At 72.0% G+C, this 23,558-nt stretch carries 21 protein-coding genes, 1 pseudogene and 1 riboswitch; of the genes and pseudogenes, 9 read left to right on the forward strand and 13 right to left on the reverse strand.

Annotated elements, in window-relative coordinates; all coding sequences use genetic code 11:
• Positions 1-142: 142 nt before the first annotated feature.
• From IO24_RS0130305 to IO24_RS0130315, 3 genes are all read right to left on the reverse strand, one after another.
• Positions 143-898: a polysaccharide deacetylase family protein gene (locus IO24_RS0130305; RefSeq protein ID WP_031141162.1), complete on the reverse strand. Its 756-nt coding sequence runs from the start codon at positions 896-898 to the stop codon at positions 143-145.
• A 371-nt stretch (positions 899-1,269) separates the two neighbouring features.
• A complete protein-coding gene (locus IO24_RS0130310) occupies positions 1,270-2,547 on the reverse strand; it encodes a glycosyltransferase family 2 protein (protein ID WP_031141164.1) in 1,278 nt (425 codons plus the stop codon).
• A 20-nt stretch (positions 2,548-2,567) separates the two neighbouring features.
• Entirely contained in the window at positions 2,568-3,638 is a 1,071-nt protein-coding gene (locus tag IO24_RS0130315) for a GNAT family N-acetyltransferase (RefSeq protein ID WP_420823233.1), read from the reverse strand.
• Positions 3,639-3,824: 186 nt separating this feature from the next.
• On the opposite strand from IO24_RS0130315, the gene IO24_RS0130320 reads away from it, so the two are divergent.
• On the forward strand, positions 3,825-4,673 hold the full coding sequence (locus IO24_RS0130320; RefSeq protein WP_031141168.1) for a Cof-type HAD-IIB family hydrolase: 849 nt from the start codon (positions 3,825-3,827) through the stop codon (positions 4,671-4,673).
• On the opposite strand, the gene IO24_RS0130325 is transcribed toward IO24_RS0130320, so the two are convergent.
• On the reverse strand, positions 4,637-5,404 hold the full coding sequence (locus tag IO24_RS0130325) for a transglycosylase SLT domain-containing protein (RefSeq protein WP_031141170.1): 768 nt from the start codon (positions 5,402-5,404) through the stop codon (positions 4,637-4,639). The two genes, IO24_RS0130320 and IO24_RS0130325, sit on opposite strands and share 37 nt — an antisense overlap.
• Positions 5,405-5,407: 3 nt before the next feature.
• Positions 5,408-5,577: riboswitch (cyclic di-AMP (ydaO/yuaA leader) on the reverse strand.
• A gap of 510 nt (positions 5,578-6,087) precedes the next feature.
• Between IO24_RS0130325 and IO24_RS0130330 the strand changes: the two genes are divergently transcribed.
• From IO24_RS0130330 to IO24_RS0130345, 4 genes are all read left to right on the forward strand, one after another.
• Complete coding sequence (locus IO24_RS0130330; protein WP_031141172.1) at positions 6,088-7,098, forward strand: polyprenyl synthetase family protein; 1,011 nt, start codon at positions 6,088-6,090, stop codon at positions 7,096-7,098.
• A 231-nt stretch (positions 7,099-7,329) separates the two neighbouring features.
• A complete protein-coding gene (locus IO24_RS0130335; RefSeq protein WP_031141174.1) occupies positions 7,330-8,592 on the forward strand; it encodes a LolA family protein in 1,263 nt (420 codons plus the stop codon).
• A gap of 41 nt (positions 8,593-8,633) precedes the next feature.
• The gene (locus tag IO24_RS0130340; protein ID WP_031141175.1) at positions 8,634-9,620 is read left to right on the forward strand and encodes an ABC transporter ATP-binding protein; all 987 of its coding nucleotides are present in this window, start codon (positions 8,634-8,636) and stop codon (positions 9,618-9,620) included.
• Positions 9,607-10,485, forward strand: coding sequence for an ABC transporter permease (locus tag IO24_RS0130345; RefSeq protein ID WP_031141178.1), 879 nt, complete (start codon positions 9,607-9,609; stop codon positions 10,483-10,485). Before IO24_RS0130340 ends, IO24_RS0130345 begins: the two co-directional genes overlap by 14 nt.
• Here the strand turns inward: IO24_RS0130345 and IO24_RS0130350 are convergent.
• The 3 genes from IO24_RS0130350 to IO24_RS0130360 form a co-directional block, all read right to left on the reverse strand.
• Positions 10,482-11,072: a flavodoxin family protein gene (locus IO24_RS0130350; RefSeq protein ID WP_031141179.1), complete on the reverse strand. Its 591-nt coding sequence runs from the start codon at positions 11,070-11,072 to the stop codon at positions 10,482-10,484. The genes IO24_RS0130345 and IO24_RS0130350 overlap by 4 nt on opposite strands.
• Before the next feature lie 119 nt (positions 11,073-11,191).
• Positions 11,192-12,346 carry an amidase gene (locus tag IO24_RS0130355; RefSeq protein ID WP_420823231.1) on the reverse strand — a complete coding sequence of 385 codons (1,155 nt, stop codon included), beginning with the start codon at positions 12,344-12,346 and terminating at the stop codon, positions 11,192-11,194.
• A gap of 5 nt (positions 12,347-12,351) precedes the next feature.
• Positions 12,352-12,855, reverse strand: coding sequence for a DUF6668 family protein (locus IO24_RS0130360; RefSeq protein ID WP_031141183.1), 504 nt, complete (start codon positions 12,853-12,855; stop codon positions 12,352-12,354).
• A 159-nt stretch (positions 12,856-13,014) separates the two neighbouring features.
• On the opposite strand from IO24_RS0130360, the gene IO24_RS0130365 reads away from it, so the two are divergent.
• Positions 13,015-14,394 (forward strand): hypothetical protein, encoded by a 1,380-nt coding sequence (locus IO24_RS0130365; RefSeq protein ID WP_031141185.1) that lies wholly within the window; start codon positions 13,015-13,017, stop codon positions 14,392-14,394.
• A 13-nt stretch (positions 14,395-14,407) separates the two neighbouring features.
• Here IO24_RS0130365 and IO24_RS0130370 read toward each other — a convergent pair whose 3' ends face one another.
• Entirely contained in the window at positions 14,408-15,358 is a 951-nt protein-coding gene (locus IO24_RS0130370; protein WP_031141187.1) for a M28 family metallopeptidase, read from the reverse strand.
• 152 nt (positions 15,359-15,510) lie between these two features.
• Entirely contained in the window at positions 15,511-15,984 is a 474-nt protein-coding gene (locus IO24_RS0130375; RefSeq protein ID WP_031141189.1) for a VOC family protein, read from the reverse strand.
• A gap of 69 nt (positions 15,985-16,053) precedes the next feature.
• Between IO24_RS0130375 and IO24_RS0130380 the strand changes: the two genes are divergently transcribed.
• Both IO24_RS0130380 and IO24_RS0130385 read left to right on the forward strand, forming a co-directional pair.
• Entirely contained in the window at positions 16,054-16,629 is a 576-nt protein-coding gene (locus tag IO24_RS0130380; RefSeq protein WP_031141191.1) for a CGNR zinc finger domain-containing protein, read from the forward strand.
• A gap of 158 nt (positions 16,630-16,787) precedes the next feature.
• Positions 16,788-17,990 (forward strand): annotated as a pseudogene (locus IO24_RS0130385) (MFS transporter); the annotation flags it as partial.
• A gap of 32 nt (positions 17,991-18,022) precedes the next feature.
• On the opposite strand, the gene rarD reads toward IO24_RS0130385, so the two are convergent.
• Both rarD and IO24_RS0130400 read right to left on the reverse strand, forming a co-directional pair.
• The gene (rarD, locus tag IO24_RS43545; protein ID WP_338055594.1) at positions 18,023-19,036 is read right to left on the reverse strand and encodes an EamA family transporter RarD; all 1,014 of its coding nucleotides are present in this window, start codon (positions 19,034-19,036) and stop codon (positions 18,023-18,025) included.
• 131 nt (positions 19,037-19,167) lie between these two features.
• Complete coding sequence (locus tag IO24_RS0130400) at positions 19,168-20,022, reverse strand: SDR family oxidoreductase (RefSeq protein ID WP_031141198.1); 855 nt, start codon at positions 20,020-20,022, stop codon at positions 19,168-19,170.
• A gap of 91 nt (positions 20,023-20,113) precedes the next feature.
• On the opposite strand from IO24_RS0130400, the gene IO24_RS0130405 reads away from it, so the two are divergent.
• Positions 20,114-20,494: a winged helix-turn-helix transcriptional regulator gene (locus IO24_RS0130405; RefSeq protein ID WP_031141200.1), complete on the forward strand. Its 381-nt coding sequence runs from the start codon at positions 20,114-20,116 to the stop codon at positions 20,492-20,494.
• Between the two features lie 32 nt (positions 20,495-20,526).
• Here the strand turns inward: IO24_RS0130405 and IO24_RS0130410 are convergent, their stop codons facing one another.
• Together IO24_RS0130410 and IO24_RS0130415 are read right to left on the reverse strand one after the other, a co-directional pair.
• Complete coding sequence (locus tag IO24_RS0130410; protein ID WP_031141202.1) at positions 20,527-21,606, reverse strand: 2-oxoacid:ferredoxin oxidoreductase subunit beta; 1,080 nt, start codon at positions 21,604-21,606, stop codon at positions 20,527-20,529.
• On the reverse strand, positions 21,599-23,527 hold the full coding sequence (locus IO24_RS0130415) for a 2-oxoacid:acceptor oxidoreductase subunit alpha (protein ID WP_031141204.1): 1,929 nt from the start codon (positions 23,525-23,527) through the stop codon (positions 21,599-21,601). Before IO24_RS0130415 ends, IO24_RS0130410 begins: the two co-directional genes overlap by 8 nt.
• Between the last annotated feature and the right edge of the window lie 31 nt (positions 23,528-23,558).

The raw sequence follows: 23,558 nt of genomic DNA on the forward strand, positions 1-23,558 counted from the left end.
TCAGGCAGGAACCGGCCCGCTCCAGCCGGGGTCAGAGGTCGTTTTCATCTGTACTGCTTGTTCTTGGGGTGATTCTCGGAGTGCGGGATTGCGGTGCGGAAAAGATGGCAGGTGTGGTTGGGAGCCTGTGGAAAACGACCTCTCAGCCCGCGAACTCGGGTCCGCGCACCACCGCACGGGCCCGCCGGTACCAGCGCCACGCGATGGTCTTCGGCCCGTCGCGGTACGGCGCCACCCGTGCGCCCGCCCCCGCCAGCCAGCCCTCGACGTCGGCGACGGTGTGGGTGCGCCGGACGATGAGCCGGGCGATGCGGTACCGCTCGTCGCGGCCGGAGCTGAGCGCGTGCCGCACGGCGGTCGCCGTCTCGTAGCCGGCCCGGGCCGACATGGCCCGCACCCGCGGGCTGTTGTAGCCGTGCGGGTAGGCGAGGTGGCGGATCTCGTGGCCCAGGGCGTCCTCCAGCACGGCCTTGGAAGTGCGCAGTTCGTACGCCAGGGCCTTGGCGGACAGGGTGTCGAGCTGTGCGTGTGTGACGGTGTGGCTGCCGATCTCCATGCCGGAACGTTCCAGCTCCGCCGCCCGGTCCAGGGTCATCATCGGAGCGGGCGGCAGCAGACTGCGGCCGCCCGGGGCGATGGCGCCGGTGGTGAGGTAGGCGGTGGCGGGCAGCCCGCGTTCGGCCAGGGCCTCGGCGGTGGGGCCGGGCAGATCGGCGAACCCGTCGTCGAAGGTGAGCAGCACGGGGCGGGGCGGCAGCGGAGCCCGCCCGGCCAGGTGATCGGCGATCGCGCTGATGGTGACGGGCGTCCGCCCGCTGCGGACCACGGCATCGAGATGCGCGGCGAACTGCTTCGGCGAGACCGTGAACTCGGCGATCCAGCCCGGCGGGTCGTCCATGACGGAGTGGTACAGGAAGACGGGGATGGCGGGGGCACCGTCACCCCCCTCCCGCCTCCCACCCGGCCGGTCGGCGGCCCTGGCCCCCCGGCCCGGCCTCCCGTCCGGCCCGTCGAGGTCCCTGGCCACCCGGCCCGGCCTCCCACCCGGCCGGTCGGCGGCCGCTGCCCCACCGTCCGGCCTCGCGCCTGAACTCGCCGATGCCCTCGCGACGCCGTCCGGACCGCCTGAACTCGCCGAGGCCCCTGCCACACCCTCCGGGGCACCGACACCACCCGTCGGGGCTATCGGTCCCTCGCCGTCCTGCGCGCCCCGTCCGGCCCGGTCTCTGCTGTCGTCCCGTCCCTCGCCCCGCGCGCTCGCCGACGTCCTCATCTCGCCCCCCGAGCAGTCGCGCGCAGCGCCCGCCGCGCCTTCAGGTAGCCGACCGGGCCGTACAGCATCCCCCTGCGCTGCAACCGCGACAGCCGCCGCGGCCAGGGATGTGTCCGCACGTCGTGATCACCCGGCGTCCCCCCGCCCTCCGTCTCGCGTACGGCGGTCAGCGTGCGGGCGTGGGCCAGGCCCCGCGGCAGCCGGGCGAGGAACGCCGGCAGCAGCGCGGGCCGGTTCACGAGCACCGCGGTGAGGTAGGCGGTGAGCCCGGCGCCGTAGCCGTACGCCTGGGTCTCCAGGTCCCGCCAGGTCTCCCGGTGGTGGTGCCACACCAGGGCGTACGGCGTGTAGCGCAGCCGGTGGCCCTGGGCCAGGACGCGCACGAAGCCGTAGAGGTCGTCACCGCCCCGGGCGGCCGTCCCGGCGCCGGTGGCCGGGTCGAAACCGCCGACGGAACGCAGCACCGCCGTCCGGAACGCCATGTTCGCGCCCGAGCCGAACCGCCCGGCCGTGAACGGGAACAGCGGCTCGTCGCCCGGCGGACACGCCGGGTCGTACGTCCTTGGAGTGAAGCCTTTCGCGAAACCGCCGTGGCTCTCCAGCAGCACCTGGGCCGGGGTGGTCAGCCGCGCGGGCAGGATCAGCCCGGTGCTGCACCCGAGCCCGGCGTCGGCGGCGAAGGGCGCGCTCAGCTCGGTCAGCCAGCGCGGATCGGCGACCACGTCGTCGTCGGTGAAGGCGACCACCTCGCCGCGTACGGCGTCCAGCCCCGTGTTGTGCGCGCCTGCGAGCCCCGGAACAGGCTCACAGACGTACCGCACGCGCTCGGCGTACTTCCGCTCGATCAGCTCCCGCGTCCCGTTCGTGACGGGCGCGTTGTCCACGACGACGATCTCGAACCGCGGATGGTCCTGCGCCAGCAGCGAGTCCAGCGCCCGGGCCAGCTGCCCGGCCCGCTCCCGGGTCGCGACGACGACACTCGTGAACGGCGTCACTCCGGGTTCGCCGGAGACGGCCGGCCCGCACTCCGCCCGCGCCCGCCGGGCCAGCACGGCCCTGGGATCCGCTCCCCGCGGCACCCGCCCGAGCAGCGTGCCCACGGGCCTGCCGCCCTTCCTGACCAGCACGAACACCTCACCGTGCGTCACGGGCGGGCTCCCCGGGCCAGGTCTGAGCACCGCCGCGTCACCGTCGAGGTCCAGTTCGGCGACCTGCACCACCCCGATGTCCAGGAACCGCCGTATCTCCTCCTGCGCACGCGCCGAACGGGCCATGCGCCCACCCCCCTTGTGTGTCAGGTACGGCGCAGCCGTGCCGCGCCCTTCAGCGTCCGCGCGGCCAGCGACGCGAGCCGCGGCCTGCCGCGGACGAAGCTGTGCGCGCGACGCGCCGGCTCGCGGCTCAGCCAGTGCAGCGCGGCGCCGGCCCCCGGCCGGGTCACCGCGCCCTCGTACACGGGCAGTTCGCCCGTCTTCAGCGCGTCCTTGTACTCGGCCGCGCCCCGCCCCAGGTCGAGCATGCCGATGCCGTCGGCGGCAGCCGCCTCGGCCATGCGCAGGTGCAGCACCAGACCCGGCGAGAACTTGGCGAACTCCGGGTCGTAGGCCGGGAACCAGCAGGCCAGCACCGAGGCCGAACGCAGCCCGAAGTGCGCGGCGACGGGCCGCTCCCCGGCGTACAGCGCGGACAGCGTGCCGCTGCACTCCGGCGCCCGGGTGCGGGCCAGCTGCCCGACGAGCCGGGTGATCCACTCCTGGGCGAACCGGTCCCGGCGGCCGGTCCTGCGGTACTGCGCGGACTTCCACTCCATGAGCGTGCGCAGCGCGGCCGGATCGCGTTCGTCGAACACGAACCGCAGCTCGCCGGCCTGCCGGCCCAGCTTGCGCCCCTTGGCCAGGGTGGACTTCAGGAACTTCGGCGACTGCGCGCGCAGCACCGACTCGTACGTCTCGTAGCCCTTCTCCACGTCGATGACGTAGGTGGCGTGCTCCTCGGCGGCGTACCGGACGAACAGCCGCTGCTCGGCCTCCAGGTTGTCGAAGGCGAAGCTCGACACCGAGCAGGCCTTCAGCAGTTCGCCCGTCTCCAGGTCCAGGCCCGGCCGCAGGATCGCGCCCTGCGCGTCCGAGACGCCGAGCCCGATCGCCCGGCCCTGCCCCAACGGGCCCCGCTCATAGGGCAGGAAGCCGGCCGGTTCCGTCCCCTCGTACACCACGGCGACCCGGGCCCCCGGCCTGACCCGGCCGACGGCTTCGGTGAACTCCGGCTCCATGAAGGGGTTGCGTGGTGTCTCGGAGGCCGCGCGCAGTGCACGCCAGCGCTCCCTCTCCCCTTCGCCGAGCTCCCCGGGCCCAGCCACGCGAATGCGCCCACTGCTCAACCTGACCCCCCGATCAAGTCCCCCCTGGACACTTGGAAGGTACCGCTCGATGCGCCCCCACGGGTAGGTAGCGGAGCATGTTGTTGCCAACCGGTGCAGAGGCCTTCAACCGGGCAATCGGCGTCCGTGGTGCGATGAAACGAAGGGGCGCACTGTCCGTATTCTCTGATCATGGCCGCACCCATCGCATATTCACTCATCGCCACCGATCTGGACGGGACGCTGCTGCGCGGCGACGACACCCTCTCCGACCGGTCTCTCGCCGCGCTCGCGCGGGTGGCGGACGCCGGTGCCCAGCACCTCGTGGTGACGGGCCGGCCGGCGCCGAGAGTGCGGCCGCTCCTGGACGACCTCGGATGCACGGGGCTCGCGGTGTGCGGGCAGGGCGCGCAGGTGTACGACGCCGGCGCGGACCGGCTGCTGTGGTCCATCACGCTGGACAGGGAGCTGGCCGAGACCGCCCTCGGCAAGATCGAGGCCGAGGTGGGGCAGGTGTACGCGGCGGTCGACCAGGACGGGGTCGACGGGCTCACGCTGATCGAGCCGGGCTATCTGATGCCGCACCCGACCCTGCCCGCCGTCCGGGTCGACCGGCGCGACGAGCTGTGGGGCGAGCCCATCAGCAAGGTGCTGCTGCGGCATCCCCATCTGTCGGACGACGAGTTGGCGGCGACGGCCCGCTCGGTGGTCGGCTCACTGGCGACGGTGACGATGTCGGGGCCCGGCACGGTCGAGCTCCAGCCGTGCGGGATCACCAAGGCGACGGGCCTGGCACTGGCCGCCGAGCATCTGGGGCTGCGGCCGGCGGACACCATCGCCTTCGGCGACATGCCCAACGACATCCCGATGTTCGACTGGGCCGGCCACGGCGTCGCGATGGCCAACGCCCATCCCGAACTCAAGGCCGTGGCCGACGAGGTCACCCTGTCGAACGAGGACGACGGCATCGCCGTCGTCCTCGAGCGACTGCTGGGCGGGACGGCTCAGTACGGGCCGTTGACGTTGTCGATCGAGCCGTAGCGGTCGGCCGCGTAGTTGCAGGCCGCGGTGATGTTGGCGACGGGGTCGTACGGGTCCCACGACGTGCCGTCCACGTGGTAGGCCTGGAAGGTCGGGTCGATGGTCTGGAGGAGGCCCTTGGACGGGGTGCCCTTGGCGGCGTTGGAGTCCCAGTTGTTGATCGCCTGGGGGTTGCCGGACGACTCGCGCATGATGTTGCGGTGGATGCCGTCGTAGGACCCGGGGATCCCCTTCTGCGCCATGATGTCCAGCGCCTCGCGGATCCACCCGTCCAGGTTGTCGGCGTAGGTCTTCGCGGAGGCCTGGGTGGCCTGGGCGACACCGCCGGCGGGCTTGGCGGGGGCGGACGACTTGGTCGCCGTCTTCTTCGCGGCGTCCGTCTTGGTGGCCTTCACCGTCAGCTTCAGACCCGGGTGGATGAGCTTCGGGTCGTCGCCGACGGCGGCGCGGTTGTCCTTGTAGAGCTGCTTCCAGCCGCCCGGGACGTCGTACTTGTCCGCGATGCGGGCGAGCGAGTCGCCCTTGGTCACGGTGTACGTCAGGGGCTTGGCGGGCTGGGCCGCCTGCGGCACGGACTGTGCGGCGGCGGGGGCGCTCTGGGGCTCGGCGGCGCTCGCGTGGGTGGCGCCGAGGAGCGGAAGGGTGAGTGCGGCTCCGCCGGTTCCGGCGGCGATGAAGCCTCGGGTCAGCGGGTTGGTTCTGGGGCGACGGTGCTTGCCTCGTCCGGCCATGGCGATGTTCCTCTCCGGCGCCTGCGAGGTGAGCTGTCGGGTTCGGGCCGGGAGGTGCCCGGCCGCGTACGGCGCTGTGTGCCGTGCGCGGCTTCACCCCGAGCCGTGCCGCTGTGCGGACCGGCGACTTACCTGGGTCCCCCGCTCCTGCCCTGCGTGAGTGAGTCGGTTCCGGTGGGGTGTCCGGGCGGCGGCAGGATTAGGCGTCCGCCGGACAGGCCCGGAACGTATGCGAGAGCACATGTCGGGAACAAGCACCTCAGTCACATATCGCGCGGTTGACCTTGGTCGGGGGTGTTTGGGTCGCTTGATCCTTTGCGGGAGCCAAGGCTCAACTGGCGTGAGTGGGAAGGCGGTAGGGGCCGTGGTGGAGGTGGGGTGGAAAAGGGGGGTAAGTGATTCAACTCACTGATCACGAGTCCATAGGGCAATTTCCACCAAGAGGAATTCGCTGATCTATCACGGCAAATCGTGCATACTTCGCTAGATTTGTGTAAGTCGATAAATATCTGTTCTTATGGGTTGATCGAAAACATAACGGTCGTGATCGGATACCGCCCGGCCTGTAACCACGGGCGCTGGCGGTGATCGAAACGTGACCGGATACGCTGACTCGAGTGAGGGCAGCGACCTATCGACAATCCGCATAATCACCGGCAGACACAGCAGACAGGAGACCCCTCGTGACCGACGTCGGGCCGTTCGGGCTGAGCGTGCGGGACCAGGCTCTGGAAGCCGATGTCCAGGCCGGAATGGCGGCTGTCGAGGAAGGCTTGCTCGAGGCCACCAAGAGCGAGGTGCCCTTCATCACGGAGGCCGCCCAGCACCTGGTGCGGGCCGGCGGCAAGCGGTTCCGCCCGCTGCTCGTGATGCTCTCCGCCCAGTTCGGTGACCGGTACGCACCCGGGATCGTGCCGTCGGCCGTCGTCGTGGAGCTGACCCACCTCGCCACGCTGTACCACGACGACGTGATGGACGAGGCCGCCGTGCGCCGCGGCGTCGCGAGCGCGAACGCCCGCTGGGGCAACTCCGTCGCGGTCCTCACCGGCGACTTCCTCTTCGCCCGCGCCTCGCACATCCTGGCCGACCTCGGCCCGGAGGCCGTTCGGGTGCAGGCCGAGGCGTTCGAGCGGCTGGTGACCGGCCAGATCCTGGAGACGGCCGGACCGCAGGACGGCCGCGACCCCGTCGGGCACTACCTGGACGTGCTGGGCGGCAAGACCGGCTCGCTGGTCGCCGTGTCGTGCCGGTTCGGCGCGATGATGTCCGGCGCCGACGAGACGGTCGTACACGTCCTGACCCAGTACGGCGAGCGGCTCGGCGTCGCCTTCCAGCTCGCGGACGACGTCCTGGACATCGCCTCCGACTCCCACGAGTCCGGCAAGACCCCCGGCACCGACCTGCGCGAGGGCATCTCCACGCTGCCTGTGCTGCGGCTGCGCGAGCGGGCGGCCCGGCTCGGGCTCGCCGAGGACATCGCCCTGTGCGAGCTGCTCGACTCCGACCTCACCGACGACGAACGGCACGCCGAGGCCCTGCGCCTGCTGCGCGCCCACCCGGCACTGGAGCAGGCCCGGCGGGACACCGTCCGCTACGCCCAGGACGCCCGTTCGGCGCTGGCGCCCCTGCCGGAGTGCACCGCGAAGACGGCGCTCCTGGAGCTGTGCGACGCGGTGGTGCACCGGGCCGGCTAGCACCTCTTTCCCGTCCGACCCCTACGGGTCGGGGGAGAAGCCGCCCTTCCATGTCATACCCCAGCAGTACATGGAGTTGAGTCCGGGGTCTGACGTATCTCCCTGGCCGATTTGGTCAGATGGACACCACGGAAAACACCACTCCTCACCTGTTCGGGTGAGAATGGCGGCTCAGGGACGAGTGCGTGCACGGCACGGACAGCCGCCGCCGACCATGGAGGTAGGGCACACATGGCACCGTACGCATCCGACGACAGCACGACCGCCGGAGAGGTCGACGAGCAGCGCTCCGGGCGGCGCACAGCCGCACGGTACATCGTCCCGGTCACGGTGATCGGGGTGGCGGCCGCGACGATCGGGCTGGTCCCCGCACTCGCCGACTCCGGCGACCCCGACCTCCCGAAGATCACCGCACAGCAGCTCATCGAGAAGATGGCCAAGTCCGACGTCGAGCAGCTCTCCGGCACGGTGAAGATCAGCACCGACCTCGGCCTGCCGAACCTCGGCGGCCTGGAATCCGGCCTGCTGTCCGGCGCCGCGGGCCAGGGCGAGGGCGGCTCCTCCGCCGACCCGACGGCCAAGCTCACCGAACTGGCCTCCGGCACGCACACCCTGCGCGTCGCCGCCGACGGCCCGGACCGGCAGAAGCTGTCCCTGCTGGAGAACGCCGCCGAGTACAGCCTCATCCACAACGGCAAGGACGTCTGGGGCTACGACAGCAAGTCCAACGAGGTCTACCACGGCACCTCCTCCGAGAGCCCGGAGCGCGGGAAGGACCAGCAGCCGCCGACCATGCCGAAGGACTTCGCCGAGGAGGCCCTGAAGGCGGTCGACGACACGACGTCCGTGACCGTGGACGGCACCGCCCAGGTCGCCGGCCGGGACGCCTACAAGCTGGTCGTCAAGCCGAAGCAGTCCGGCTCGACGGTCGGTGCGATCACGGTGGCCGTGGACGCGAAGACCGGCATGCCGCTGAAGTTCACGCTGACCCCGGCGAGCGGCGGCGCGGCCGTCGTCGACGCGGGCTTCACGAAGGTCAGCTTCGCCAGGCCGGCCGCCTCGACCTTCGACTTCACCCCGCCCAAGGGTGCGAAGGTCACCGAGGAGAAGGACGCCCACAAGGCCTCGGGCGAGACTCCGCGCAAGGCACCCGGCAAGGCCTTCGACTTGGGTGAGGCGCCGGGCCACGCTCCGAAGGGCGGCGAGGACTCCGGCAAGGGCCTCGCCGGCCTCGACGGAATGAAGACCATCGGCGAGGGCTGGAACGCCATAGCCACCTTCGACACCGGCGGCGAGGGCGTACCCTCCGGCGGGACCGGCGGTGACCTCGGCGGCTTCATGGACTCGCTCGGCGACAAGGTCCACGGCAAGTTCGGCTCGGGCACGGTCTTCTCGACCCGCCTGGTCAACGCCCTCATCACGGACGACGGCAAGGTCTACGCGGGCCTGGTCACCAAGGACGCGCTCGTGAAGGCGGCCGACGCCGGGAAGTAAGTCCCGCACGCGTACGGGGCGTCGACAGAACGAGGAAGCCGATGGGCGATGTGTCCGCCACGGAACCGGAGCAGCGGGACACGCGGGCCGAAGCCGGGGAACCGGTCATCGCCACCCGCGCGCTCACCAAGCGCTACCGCGGCGGACAGCTCGCCGTCGACGGTCTCGACCTGACCGTGCCGACGGGCAGCGTCTTCGGCTTCCTCGGCCCCAACGGCTCCGGCAAGACCACCACCATCCGCATGCTGATGGGCCTCATCGAGCCCACCTCCGGCACGGCCCGGGTGCTCGGGCAGCCCATGCCCCGGGCCACCCGCGCCGTGCTGCCGCACGTCGGAGCCCTCATCGAGGGCCCGGCCCTCTACGGCTTCCTCTCGGGCCGCGACAACCTGACCCGCTACGACAGCGCCGATCCGGCCGCCGACCCGCGCACCCGGCGGGCCCGGGTCGCCTCGGCCCTGGACCGGGTGGGCCTGACGGCCGCCGCGGGCAAGAAGGCCAAGGCGTACTCCCTGGGCATGAAACAGCGCCTCGGCCTCGCGGCCGCCCTGCTCCAGCCGCGCCGGCTGCTCGTGCTGGACGAGCCCACCAACGGCCTCGACCCGCAGGGCATGCGCGAGATCCGCACCCTCGTCAGGGAACTGGCCTCGGACGGCACGACCGTCTTCCTCTCCTCCCACCTCCTCGACGAGATCGAGCAGGTCTGCACGCATGCGGCCGTGATGGCGCAGGGCCGGCTGATCACGCAGGGCCCGGTCGCCGAGCTGTCCGCCGGGGCGCGCGGCCGGCTGGTGGTGACCACACCTGACCCGGCCGAGGCGGCCCGGGTGCTGAAGGAGCAGGGCGTCGGCGACGTGGTCGTGTCCGACGACCGGGTGACCGGCGAACCACCGGACCGCGACCTGGCCGAGATGAACGCCGCGCTGGTGACGGCCGGGGTCCGGGTGCGCGGCTTCACGGTCGAACGGGCCTCGCTGGAGGACGCGTTCGTGGCGCTGACGGGGGAGGGCTTCGATGTCGCGGGCTGAAGTCGTGGAATCCGTGAGGCCGGTGAGCCCGCTGTGGACCTTCGGGCTGCTGCGCAACGAGCTCGTCACCACCTTCCGGCGCTGGCGCACGCTCGCGCTGCTGGCCGTGCTGGCGGGCGTACCGATCCTGGTCGGCATCGCCGTCAAGATCGAGACAGGTGACGGCTCGTCGCCCGGCGGCGGGGCCGGCGGAGGACCGGCCTTCATCTCGCAGATCACCAACAACGGCCTGTTCCTCGTCTTCACCGCCCTGGCCGCCACGCTCCCGTTCTTCCTGCCGATGGCGGTCGGTGTCGTCGCGGGCGACGCGATCGCCGGGGAGGCCGGCTCCGGCACGCTCCGCTATCTCCTGGTCGCCCCGGCCGGCCGCAGCCGCCTGCTGCTCACCAAGTACGCGGCGGTCCTCCTCTTCTGCCTGGCCGCCACGCTCGTGGTCGCCGTCTCGGCGCTGACGGTCGGCGCGCTGCTCTTCCCGCTGGGGGATCTGACGACCATCTCCGGTACGCGGATCGGCTTCGCCGAGGGCGTGGGCAGAGCCCTGCTGATCGCTCTGGCCGTCGCCGCGTCACTGATCGGCGTCGCCGCGCTCGGCCTGTTCGTCTCGACCCTGACGGGCAGTGGCATCGCGGCGATGGCCACCACCGTCGGCCTGCTGATCACGGTCCAGATCCTCGACCAGATCCCGCAACTGCACGCCCTCCACCCCTACTTCTTCTCCCACTACTGGCTCTCCTTCGCCGATCTCCTGCGCGAGCCGGTGTACTGGGACGACCTGGCGAAGAACCTCGGCCTCCAGGCCCTGTACGCGGCGGTGTTCGGGTCGGCGGCCTGGGCGCGCTTCACGGCGAAGGACATCACGGCCTAGCGCGCCCGGTCCTCGTACAGGAACCGGGCGAGCGGTGCCTCCTGCTCGAAGAAGGTCTTGGCGCGGGTCAGTGCCGCGTCGTCGGTCAGCACGTCACCGGGCTTGCTGCCGTTGCCCAGCAGCACCCCGCCGAAGCGCATCCCCATGTACGCGGCCGAGTTGTGGAGCGTCCCGACGAGCGGGTCCGCCACCACCTCCTCCGTGTGCGCGAGGGCGGTGACGCCCCACAGGGTGCGGCCGGCCAGGGTCGCCTTGAAGTCGAGGCCCGGCGTGCGCAGCCAGCCCGACCAGTAGTCGAGGTAGCGCTTGGTGTGCGCGGAGACCGAGTACCAGTACAGGGGCGAGACGATCACGATGTCCGTCGCCGCGAGCGTGGCGTCGAGCAGCCGGGCCACGTTGCCCTCGGTCGGGCGGACGTGGTCGCTGTCGTGCCGCAGGTCCTCGAAGTCCGGCACGGGGTGTTCGGTGAGGTCGATCCATTCCTGCTCGACGTCCCGGGGCAGTTGCTCGGCGGCCCGGCGGGCCAGCAGCTCGGAGTTGCCCCCGGCGCGAGCGCTGCCCAGGACGAAAAGGAAACGACGGGTCATGGATACCCCTCCAGAAACTCGGCGGACGTCAATTACACGCGTGTGCATCATATGCGTACGCAAGTAAACAGGCCAGGGGTTTCCTCGCGGGTGCGCATCAGCGGCTTCCGCCGGGGCCGTCAGCCCGCCGCGCGTTCCTCCGCCTCCCGCGCCACGGCAAGCAGCAGCGCCTCCCGGCCCGGCGGCGCCACCAGCTGGAGACCGGCCGGGCAGCCGTCGCCGCCGAAGCCCGCCGACAGGCTCAGCGCAGGGTGTCCGCTGAGGTTGAACGCCCAGGTGAGAGAGGTGGAGTAGCGGGCCCCGGGCCCCTCGTGGCCGTGCGGGGCGGTGGGTGCCGTGGGGGTCAGCAGCAGCGGGGCGTCGGCGAACAGTCCGGAGAGCCGCCGGTCGTTCGCCGCCCGGACGCGCTCGGCCCCGGCCAGGTCGGCACCGGGAGTGCGCAGGGCGAGCCAGGCCGGCCCGGGGTCCGTCAGCCGCAACGGCCTGCGCGGCCGGACGAGCCGTACGACCCCCGCCGCCGCGAGCCGCTCCACCGCCGCCCGGGCCAGCGCGACGGGCTCTGGGTCGGGCCCGGCGAAACCCAGGTCGGGGGACCAGACCGCCGGGACGGGGAGGGTCGTCTCGGCCGGCCCCCGCTCCCCGGACACCACCGCCCACCACAGCCCGGCGTCCCCCGCCGAGCGGGCGAGCACCCCGGGAACGGCGAGTCCCGTACGGTCGCCCGACGGCAGCCGCCCGCTCGTCGTCTTCAGGCCGACCACCCCGCACCACGCCGCCGGGATCCGCACCGAACCGGCCCCGTCGCCGCCCGTAGCCAGCGGCACCAGCCCGGCCGCCACGGCCGCAGCGGCCCCGGCCGACGAACCGCCCGGCGTGCGGTCGGCCCGCCACGGATTGACGGTCCGGCCCCGGGCCCCGAGCCCCCAGGTCTGCCAGGGCGTTCCCGGCCCGGGCACGGCGGTCGCCCCCACGGCCACACAGCCGGCCGCGAGCAACGGCCCCGCCCCGCGCAGCCCGTGCCGGCCCTTCACGGCGACCGGTACACCCGCCAGCGGCAGGGGCACGTCCGCGCCCCGCCCGTCGAGCCGCGCGTCCACCTCGCCCGCCCGCCGCAACGCCTCCTCGCCCCACACCTCGACGAACGCGCACAGCCGCGGATCGGCCTGCTCGATCCGGGCCAGGGCCGCCGCGACGACGTCCGTCGCGCGCAGCTCCCGGGCCCGCACGCCCGCCGCGATCTCCCGGGCCGACAGAGGCACGGCCGACAGGGGCACGGCCGTCAGCGTGCCGCTCCCGTCAGCCGGGCCAACGGCTCCGTCTCGCGCGGCGGACGGCCCGGTTCACCGAGCCGCCAGGACGGCATCCACGGCACGCGGTACACGTCGATGACCGACTCCAGCGACTTGACCCGCCGGGCCAGCGGACGCGGCAGCCGGCCCGGGGCGTCCGCCACGAGGACGATCGCGTCCAGGTCGAGCCCCGGCGGAGCCTGGCCGCGCCGGAAGATCTCCACCGCCCCGGCGACCGTGTCCAGCCCGGTCGCATGCGTCCGCGCGACCAGCAGCACCGACGGGGGATCGCCGGGCCCGGGCCAGGACCGGCCGCTGTCATGGCCGCCGTAGACCGCGGCGAGCGTGGAGACGCCCGCGCCGCCGTGCGTGCCGACCCAGGAGAAACGCCGTGCCCCGGCATGGGCGTGCCCGGGCTCCGGCGGCCCCGGCTCCGGGGTGGTCACCGGGCCGCGCAGCCAGATCTCCGGCCCCTGTCGCATGCCTGTGTGCATGCCCCTCTCCTCCCTCGAATGGCTCGTCTTCATGCCCTCGGTAACGACCGAGCCGGGGCCGACGGCCCTTGGGACGAGCCTGTGACACCGTGGTGACGTGAGAAACGGGGGCGAGCGGACACACTCGACAGTAGGTGTACGACGCCCAGTGAGGGGACGATGTCGCGACTCAGCCGCGAGAAGAAGCGGGAACAGAAGCAGGCCGCACGCGCGGCGACCCCGGCGGCGCCGATCGACGTCCATGTCCCCGGGTCCGGCACGGACGTCGGAGGGGGGCCCGGTGGGGCGTCCGACGGTGCCTCCGTCGGAGGGGTCCCGGTCTTCGCGGCTCCCGGCGAGGAGATCCAGCGGGCCGTCCTGAACCGCCTCCACCACATCGCCCTGGCCACCGGCCATCCCGTCCTCGCCACCATCCGCGACGAGCGCATCGGCTATGTCGTCCCGCTCCAGGTCGACCCGGACGGCTCCAGCCACTTCACCTCCGAGCCGGTCGCCACGACCCCGCCGGAGCAGCAGCACCCCCGGAGCGAGGCCGCGACCCCGCCGGAGCAGCGGCATCCCCGAGGCACTGGTGCCGCTGCGCCGCCGGTGCCACAGCACAGCGGGAGCGAGGCCACGACCCCGCCCGAGCCGCGGCACGCCCCTCCGGCCCGCGGCGACAGCGCCACACACGTGCTGCGTCCCGTGCCGGAGTCCGGCCGCGGCGCGGCCCCGACGTTCCCGTTGCGGGCCGTGCCCGAGCCGCAGCCGGCCGATGAACCCGTCCCGACGTTCGAGCTGCGAGCCGTACCGGGGTCGGCGGAGCCCGCGCCGGAAGACGCGCCACCGGCCCCGGACACGGCGATGCCGCCCGGCACCGTCGCGCCGCCCACCGGCGAGTTCGGCCCGCCCCCGCCCATGGACGCGAGGCCGCTCCCCGTCCCCGAAGCCCCACCGGCTCGGCGACCCGCGCCGGTCCCCGAGGACGCCCTGATCGCCGCCGACCCCGACCCCAAGCCCACCCCCGCCCGCGGCTTCGACGCCGTCGCGGAGGCCGTACTCGGGGACGAGCCCCTCACCGCCCCGGGCGATCCCACCGCGCCCGCGCTCCTCGCGGAGCCGGTCGCGCGGATCAACGAGGCGGTGAAGGAAGGCAGGATCGACACCGCGTCCGGGCTGGCGGAGCAGACCGTCGTCGAGGCGTCGGCGGCGCTGGGGCCGGAGCACCCCGAGGTGCTCCGGCTGGGCGAACTCACCGCGTACATCGCCTACTTGGCGGGTGACCCGCTCCGCGCCTGCCGGCTGTCACTGGACCTGGCCGGCGCCCGCCGCCGGGCCGGCGACGCGGAGGCCGCCTACGGCAACGTGGAGAGCGCGGCGACCGCCTGGCGCGCGGTGCGCGACCCGGCGCTGGGACTGGAGCTGGGACGCGACCTGATCGGCCTGTGGACGGAGCTCGCCGCCGAGGACGGCCCGGCCGCCGAGGAGGTCGAGCAACTGGAGTCGGCCCGCGCCCGCATGGGCCGCCTCACCGAACGCGCCCGCAAGCAGCAGGCGTGACCCGGTTGGGCGCCTACTCCGACAGCTCCCACACCGCGTACGCGAGGGCGTCGCTGTTGCGGTTCAGGGCGATGTCGTTGATGTTGGCGGTGGTGTCGCAGGAGGAGTGGTAGCAGCGGTCGAAGGCCCGCCCCGCCGTACCGCCCCACTTGGCCGCCTGCGCCGCCGTCATCGTCCGGCTGGCCCCGGTGAACAGACCGCCCACCGGCACGCCCGCGCTCTTGAAGGGCGCGTGGTCGGAGCGGCCGTCGCCCTCGGTCTCGATCTCGGTCGGCACGCCGATGCCGCCGAAGTAGTCCTTGAAGGTCTTCTCGATCGCCGGGTCGTCGTCGTAGACGAAGTAGCCGGGGTTCGGGGAGCCGATCATGTCGAAGTTGAGATAGGCGCTGATCCTCGAACGGTCACCGGTGGCCAGCCGGTTGACGTAGTGGCGGGAGCCGACCAGGCCGAGCTCCTCCGCGCCCCACCAGGCGAACCGCAGGTGCTTGGCGGGCTTGTACTGCGCCCGGGACACGGCGAGGGCGGCCTCCAGGACGGCGGCCGAGCCGGAGCCGTTGTCGTTGATGCCGGCCCCCGAGGAGACGCTGTCGAGGTGCGAGCCCGCCATCACGACCTGGTTGGCGTCGCCGCCCGGCCAGTCGGCGATCAGGTTGTAGCCGGTGCGGCCGGAGGCGGTGAACTGCTGGATCGTGGTGGTGTACCCGGCCGCGTCCAGCTTGGCCTTCACGTAGTCGAGCGAGGCCTTGTAGCCGGCCCGGCCGTGCGCCCGGTTGCCGCCGTTGGCCGTGGCTATGGACTGCAGCTGGGACAGGTGGGTCTTGACGTTCGCCACGGGTATGTCGGGCGCGGCGGCCGGTCTGGAGGGAGCGGATGACGCGGCGTCGGCCACGGCACCGCCGGTCAGGAGCATGGCTGTTGCCATGCCGCCCGCGGCGACGGCGCGCGCGGAAACGGAGAGCTTCATGTGGGGGCTCCGGATTCCGTCGGGAAGCCCGTGGGGTGTCCACGGGCCGCCCACAGTGAATGGGGTGCCTGGATGGTGAAGCTGCTACTGACTCTCCGTCAAGATGCTGATCCGGCCAGGGCGTTACGGAGTACAGGCCTCCGCCGCCCATGTCACTGCACGCAGAACTCGTTCCCCTCCGGGTCCGCCATCACGACCCACTCGCCGCCCTGCTCCTTCACCCGTCGCAGTGCGCTCGCCCCGAGCCCCTCCAGCCGTGCGACCTCCTCGTCGCGCCGGCCCACGCCCGGGTGCAGATCGAGGTGCAGCCGGTTCTTGGCCGTCTTCGTCTCCGGGACCCGCTGGAACAGCAGCCGGCGCCCCAGCCCGGTCCCGCTCTCCTCCTCGTACGGGTCCTCGGGATGCCGTACGGCGACCAGGTCCCGGAAGGCGCGGCGGCCGTGGAAGTCGACCGTGGCCTCCTCCGGCAGGGCGCCGAAGCCGAGCAGCTTGCCGATGAGGGCGCTGTTGTCCTCGACCTCGTACCGGAGGGCGGCGGCCCAGAAGTCGGCCTGCGCGTGCGGGTCGTTCGCGTCGATGACGAGTTTCCAGTGCACGGGAGCGGGAGATGCGGGTGTCTGCGTCATGTAACCAGTTATACTGGTTAGGTGAGTGGACGCACAGGGGAAACGCCGGATCGAACGCCCGGCCTGACGCTGGTCTCGGGCCAGGGCAAGCCCTACCGCTTCGACCCCGGCACCCTGTGCCTGGAGCTGACCACGACGGGCGGCCCCGGGGCCTTCGCCCGCTGGGAAGTGCTGCACGAACCCTCCGACCTGGTGACCTGGGCCGGGCGCAGCCGGCTGCCGGACGGACTGGACCTCACCGTCTCCGCCGGGGAACTGGAGCGGGCACGCACCCTGCGCGACGCCGTGCTGCTGCTCGCCGCCGACCGCGCCCACGGCCGCCCCCTGCGGGCTCCCCTCTTGGGCGTCGTCAACGCCGCCGCGGCCGGGCCCCCGCTGATCGCCCGCATCGAACCCGACGGCACCCGCGCCTGGGCCCCGGGTGCCACCGGCACCCACCTGCTCGCGACCGTCGCCCGCGACGCGATCGACCTGTTCACCGGGCCCCACGCCGACCGCGTCCGCGAGTGCGGCGCCCACAACTGCCACCTGCTCTTCGTCGACACCTCCCGCCCGGGCCGCCGCCGCTGGTGCGCGATGGAACACTGCGGAAACCGCGAGAAGGCCCGGGCGCACCGGGTCCGCAACGCTCCTGGGAAGACGTAGCCTCCCTCAGCATCCGCCGGCTGACCCCGTCGATCTCCCGGCGCAGCTCCGTGCAGCGCGGCCGCCCGTTCTCCAGCAGCGCGATGACCAGCAGCGACGTCTTGTCGGCGATCCGACCCTCACTTGCCTGACCGTCCCTCACCGGGGAGTGTTGACGCATGGGCACCCGTGCCTGGGCGCTGCTGCTCGTTCTGTGCGGAACGATCTTCCTCGAAGGCATCGACGTCGCGATGATGGCGGTGGCGATCCCGGCCGTCCGCGCCGATCTCGGACTGGCCACCGGCACCGCGGCCTGGGTGATGAGCGCCTATGTGCTCGGGTACGCGGGCTTCACACTGCTGGGCGGCCGGGCCGCCGACCTGCTCGGGCGGCGGCGGATGTTCCTGCTCTGGCTGACCGTCTTCCTCGCCTTCTCGGGGCTCGGCGGCTTCGCGACGGACGGCTGGATGCTGATCGTCGCCCGGTTCGTCACGGGCATCGCCGCCGCCTTCATGACCCCGGCCGCGCTCTCCCTGATCACCACGTCGTACGAGGAGGGCCCGCAGCGCAACAAGGCCCTGCTGGTCTTCGCCGGGACGGGCGCGGCGGGCTTCTCCCTGGGCCTGGTCATCGGCGGTCTGCTCACCGAGATCGGCTGGCGCTGGGTGTTCTTCGCCCCCGTGCTGCTGGCCGCCGCCCTGCTCGTCGCGGCCGTACGGCTGATCCCTGGGCGCGACGCCCCGCCGAACCGCCGCCGTACCTTCGACCTGCCCGGTGCGATCACCGCCGCCGGCGCCATGCTGCTGGCCGCCTACACCGTCGTACGCCTGGAACACGGGCTGGACCAGTGGCCGCTCACCCTGGCCTCGGGCCTCGCGGCCGTGCTGCTGGCCGGCGTCTTCGTGGTGGTCGAACGCCGCTGCCCCGACCCGCTCGTCCGGCTCGGCCTGCTGCGCCAGGGCCCGGTCGTGCGCGCCGACCTGGGGGCGCTGCTCTTCCTGGGCGCCTTCTTCGGCTTCCAGTTCGTCGTCACGCTCTACCTGCAGGAACTGCGCGGCTGGTCGTCCCTGCAGACGGCGGTGGCGCTGATCGTCATGGGCATCGACGCCGTCCTCGCGCCGACGCTCACTCCCAGACTGGTCGCCCGCTTCGGCAACGCCCGGGTGATCACGGGCGGCTTCCTCCTGGCCGTGGTCGCGTACGCGCTGTTCCTGCCGGTCGGCATGGACTGGTCCTACGCCATGATGTTCCCGACCCTGCTCCTCAGCGGCCTCGCGTTCGCCCTGGCCTACGGGCCGCTGACGATCGCGGCGACGGACGGGGTGGCCGGGTCGGAGCAGGGCCTGGCCGGCGGCCTGCTGACCACCGCCACCCAGTTCGGCTCCGCGATCGGCATCTCGGCGGTGACCGCGGTCTACGGCCTGGCGTCCACCGGGTCCGGCCCCGAGGCCACGCTGTCGGCGTTCCGCGCGGCACTGACCGTGCCGGTCGCCCTGGTGGTGCTGGGCACGCTGATCTCGTTGGTGAGCGCGCGGGAGGTTCGGCGGGCGGTGCGCAACGCGTCCCAGGTGAGCAAGGTCAACGCCAGCCACACCAGCGCGAATCCGGCCCACCGCTCCGGCGGCATCTCCTCGTGGAAGTAGAGGATGCCGAGCAGGAACTGGAGGACCGGCGTCGAGTACTGCAGCAGGCCGATGGTGGACAGCGGCACGCGGATGGCGGCGGCGCCGAAGCAGACCAGGGGCAGCGCGGTGACGATCCCGGCCGAGGCGAGCAGCGCCGCGTGCCCCGCGCCCTCGCCGGCGAAGGTGGAGTCGCCCCGTGCGGAGAGCCACACCAGGAAGCCCAGCGCGGGCAGGAACTGGATCGCGGTCTCGGCGGCCAGCGACTCGATGCCGCCGAGGCCCACCTTCTTCTTCACCAGCCCGTAGGTGGCGAAGGAGAGAGCGAGGGAGAGCGAGATCCACGGGGGCTGTCCGTAGCCGATGGTCAGTACGACGACCGCGGCGCCGCCGGTCCCGACCGCCGCCCACTGCACCGGCCGCAGCCGCTCCTTCAGCAGCAGCACGCCCATCGCGATGGTGACCAGCGGGTTGATGAAGTACCCGAGGGAGGCCTCGACCACGTGCCCGGAGTTCACGGCCCAGATGTACAGGCCCCAGTTGACGGTGATGACGGCCGCGGCGACCGTGATCAGCCCCAGCTTGCGAGGCTGCCGCAGCAGCTCACCGGCCCAGGCCCAGCGGCGCAGTACGAGCAGGGCGGCGCCCACGAAGAGCAGCGACCACACCATCCGGTGGGCCAGGATCTCCATCGCGCCGGCCGGTTTCAGCAGGGGCCAGAACAGGGGGACGAGCCCCCACATCCCGTAGGCCGCGAAGCCGTTCAGCAGTCCTGTGTGCCGCTCACCCCTCGGCTTGCCGGTCACGGGCCCCTCCTTCGCGCCTTGCGTGTGTCCGCGTGCACGACGGTAACGCCGGACGCCCCCGCCTGTCATGTCCGTATCGGCATACGGTCATGACAGGCCGGGGGCGCCCGGGGGGGCGTGCAGGCGGGGAGTCAGCCCTTGAGTGCGGCGGCGATGGCGTCGGTGAGCGGCGTGGTCGGGCGGCCGGCCAGGCGGGACAGGTCACCGGTGGAGACGACCAGCTCGCCCTTCTCGATGGAGGCGTCCACGCCTGCGAGGATCTGCGCGAACGGCTCGGGCAGGCCCGCGCCGGTCAGGATGCCGACGAGGGTTTCGGGGGAGACGGCGTTGTACGCGATCTCCTTGCCGGTCTGGCGGCTCAGCTCGGCGGCGTACTCGGCGAAGCTCCAGGGCGTGTCGCCGCCCAGCTCGTACGTCTTGTTCTCGTGCCCCTCGCCGGTCAGCACGGCGACGGCGGCAGCGGCGTAGTCGGCGCGGGAGGCCGAGGAGACCTTGCCCTCACCGGCGGCGGCGACGACCGCGTCGTGCTCCAGCACCGGGGCGAGGTTCTCGGTGTAGTTCTCGTGGTACCAGCCGTTGCGCAGCAGCGCGTAGGGCACTCCGGAGTCCAGCAGGATCTCTTCGGTGCCGCGGTGGTCGTCGGCGAGCGCGGCGGTCAGGGTGCCGGGGGCGCTGGTGTAGGCGAGCAGGGCTACACCGGCCGCCTCGGCGGCGTCGATGACGACCTTGTGCTGCTGTACACGGCCCTTGTCGAACTCGTTGCCGGAGATCAGCAGCACCTTGTCGCCGGCGGAGAAGAGGCCGTCGAAGGAGGCGGGGGTGCTGTAGTCGGCGAGGGCGATCCTCACGCCGCGGTCGGCAAAGTCGGCGGCCTTCTCCGCGTTGCGCACGACCGCGGTGATCTGCTCGGCGGGGACCTTCTCCAGCAGCTGCTCCACGACGTGACGGCCGAGGTTTCCGGTGGCTCCGGTGACGACGATGCTCATGGTGAGGACTCTCCTTGTGGGGTGCGTTGGCACTAACCCTAGGGGATGCGCTAACTCTTGGAAAGTACCCACTTTGAAGTAAGGTACTGGCATGGCCGTAAGTGACAACGAAGCCCTGTGCCCGTACCGGCTGGTCCTGGAGCACGTGACCAGCCGCTGGGGCGTGCTCGTCCTGACCGAGCTCCTGGACCGCCCGTACCGGTTCAGCGAGCTGCGCCGGGCGATCGGCACCTTCGGAGGCCGGGGCGTCAGCGAGAAGATGCTGACCCAGACCCTCCAGACCCTGGAGCGCGACGGCCTCGTCCACCGCGACGCCAAGCCCGTCATCCCACCGCGCGTCGACTACTCCCTCACCGGCCTGGGCCGCGAGGCCGCCGAGCAGGTCCGGGCCCTCGCGGCATGGACGCACCAGCGCATGGACGACGTGGAGCGGGCGCGCCGCGCGTACGACGAAGCCCGGGCCGCCTCCTAGCGGTCCCGGGCCCCTTGCGTTCCTCCGATCGGTCAGCCCACGACCGTCCAGGTGTCGCCGCCCGCCAGCAGCGCGCCCAGGTCGCCCTTGCCGTGCTGCTCGATCGCGGTGTCCAGCTGGTCGGCCATCTGCGTGTCGTAGACGGGCCGCTCGACCGAGCGCAGAACACCGATCGGCGTGTGGTGCAGGGTGTCCGGGTCGGCGAGGCGGGACAGCGCGAACGCCGTGGTCGGGGACGGGGAGTGCGCGTCGTGGACGAGCACCCGGTCCTCGTTGTCCGGCGTCACCGCGACCACCTTCAGATCACCCGTCAGCGGGTCCCGCACGACGCCCTTGGCCTGGTCCGCGCCGAAGCGGATCGGCTTGCCGTGCTCCAGCCGGATCACGGCCTCCTCGGCCTGCTGCTTGTCCTTCAGCGCGTCGAAGGCGCCGTCGTTGAAGATGTTGCAGTTCTGGTAGATCTCGATCAGAGCCGTGCCCTGGTGGGCGGCGGCCTGGCGCAGCACCTCGGTGAGGTGCTTGCGGTCGGAGTCCACCGTCCGCGCCACGAACGACGCCTCCGCGCCGATCGCCAGCGACACCGGGTTGAACGGCGCGTCCAGCGATCCCATCGGCGTCGACTTCGTGATCTTCCCGACCTCGGAGGTCGGCGAGTACTGGCCCTTGGTCAGACCGTAGATCCGGTTGTTGAACAGCAGGATCTTGAGGTTGACGTTGCGGCGCAGCGCGTGGATCAGGTGGTTGCCGCCGATGGACAGCGCATCGCCGTCACCGGTGACGACCCACACCGACAGGTCCCGGCGGGAGCTCGCCAGACCCGTGGCGATGGCGGGAGCACGGCCGTGGATGGAGTGCATCCCGTACGTGTTCATGTAGTACGGGAAGCGGGAGGAGCAGCCGATGCCCGAGACGAAGACGATGTTCTCCTTCGCCAGCCCCAGCTCCGGCATGAAGCCCTGCACCGCGGCGAGGATGGCGTAGTCGCCGCAGCCGGGGCACCAGCGCACTTCCTGGTCGGACTTGAAGTCCTTCATCGACTGCCGGCCCTCGGCCTTGGGCACGAGGGAAAGCGACTCGATGGTGCCCGTGCCGTGCGTGGACGTCTCAGCCATCGATGGCCTCCTTCAAAGCCGCGGCGAGCTGCTCCGCCTTGAACGGCATGCCGTTGACCTGGTTGTACGAGTGGGCGTCGACCAGGTACTTCGCCCGGATGAGCGTGGCGAGCTGCCCGAGGTTCATCTCGGGGATCACCACCTTGTCGTAACGCTCCAGCACGGAGCCCAGATTCCGCGGGAAGGGGTTGAGATGACGCAGATGCGCCTGCGCGACGGACTCCCCGGCTCTGCGCAGCCGCCGTACCGCCGCCGTGATCGGCCCGTACGTCGAGCCCCAGCCCAGCACCAGCGTCCTCGCCTCGTGCGGGTCGTCCACCTCGACGTCCGGGACGTCGATGCCGTCGATCTTCGCCTGCCGGGTGCGCACCATGAAGTCGTGGTTGGCCGGGTCGTAGGAGATGTTGCCCGTGCCGTCCTGCTTCTCGATGCCGCCGATCCGGTGCTCCAGACCCGGCGTGCCCGGGATCGCCCACGGGCGGGCCAGCGTCTGCGGGTCCCGCTTGTACGGCCAGAACACTTCGGAGCCGTCGTCGAGCGTGTGGTTCGGGCCCTGCGCGAACTGCGTCCGCAGATCGGGCAGCTCCTCGATGTCCGGGATCCGCCAGGGCTCGGAGCCGTTGGCCAGGTAGCCGTCGGACAGCAGGAACACCGGCGTGCGGTACGTCAGCGCGATCCGCGCCGCCTCCAGAGCGGCGTCGAAGCAGTCCGCCGGGGTGCGCGGCGCGACCACCGGCACCGGAGCCTCGCCGTTGCGCCCGTACATCGCCTGGAGCAGGTCCGCCTGCTCGGTCTTGGTGGGCAGACCCGTCGACGGCCCGCCGCGCTGGATGTCCACGATCAGCAGCGGCAGCTCCAGGGAGACCGCGAGGCCGATGGTCTCGGACTTCAGCGCCACACCCGGACCGCTCGTCGTGGTCACGGCCAGCGAACCACCGAAGGCCGCGCCCAGCGCCGCCCCGATACCGGCGATCTCGTCCTCCGCCTGGAAGGTCCGCACCCCGAAGTTCTTGTGCCTGCTCAGCTCGTGCAGGATGTCCGACGCCGGAGTGATCGGATACGACCCCAGGTACAGCGGCAGATCCGCCTGCCGGCCCGCCGCGACCAGGCCGTACGACAGGGCGAGGTTGCCGGAGATGTTGCGGTAGACACCCGGCGGGAACGCCGTGGTGGCCGGGGCGACCTCGTAGGAGACGGCGAAGTCCTCGGTGGTCTCGCCGAAGTTCCAGCCGGCCCGGTACGCAGCGATGTTGGCCGCCGCGATGTCGGGCTTCTTGGCGAACTTCGACTTGAGGAACTTCTCCGTGCCCTCGGTGGGCCGGTGGTACATCCAGCTCAGCAGGCCCAGCGCGAACATGTTCTTGCTGCGCTCGGCCTCCTTGCGGCTGAGGTCGAACTCCTTCAGCGCCTCGACCGTGAGCGTGGTCAGCGGCACGGGGTGCAGGTGGTAGCCGTCGAGTGACCCGTCCTCCAGCGGCGACGTCTCGTAGCCGACCTTCTGCATCGCCCGCTTGGTGAACTCGTCCGTGTTGACGATCACCTCGGCGCCGCGCGGCAGGTCGCCGATGTTCGCCTTCAGCGCGGCCGGGTTCATCGCCACCAGCACGTTCGGCGCGTCACCGGGCGTGAGGATGTCGTGGTCGGCGAAGTGCAACTGGAAGGACGACACACCCGGCAGGGTCCCGGCGGGCGCCCTGATCTCGGCGGGGAAGTTCGGCAGCGTCGACAGGTCGTTGCCGAACGACGCGGTCTCCGAGGTGAAACGGTCACCGGTGAGCTGCATACCGTCACCCGAGTCCCCCGCGAACCTGATGATCACTCGGTCGAGGCGACGGACATCCTTCGCACCCGCCGATTTGCGCTGCTCTCCTACGACTGTTCCGTCGGCCTGCTCCGCTGGGCTACTGACCTGGCTGGTCACTGAACTGGACCTCCCTCGAGGCGGCTGGCCG

Source organism: Streptomyces flavovariabilis, from assembly GCF_000725785.1.
Taxonomy (GTDB): domain Bacteria; phylum Actinomycetota; class Actinomycetes; order Streptomycetales; family Streptomycetaceae; genus Streptomyces; species Streptomyces hawaiiensis.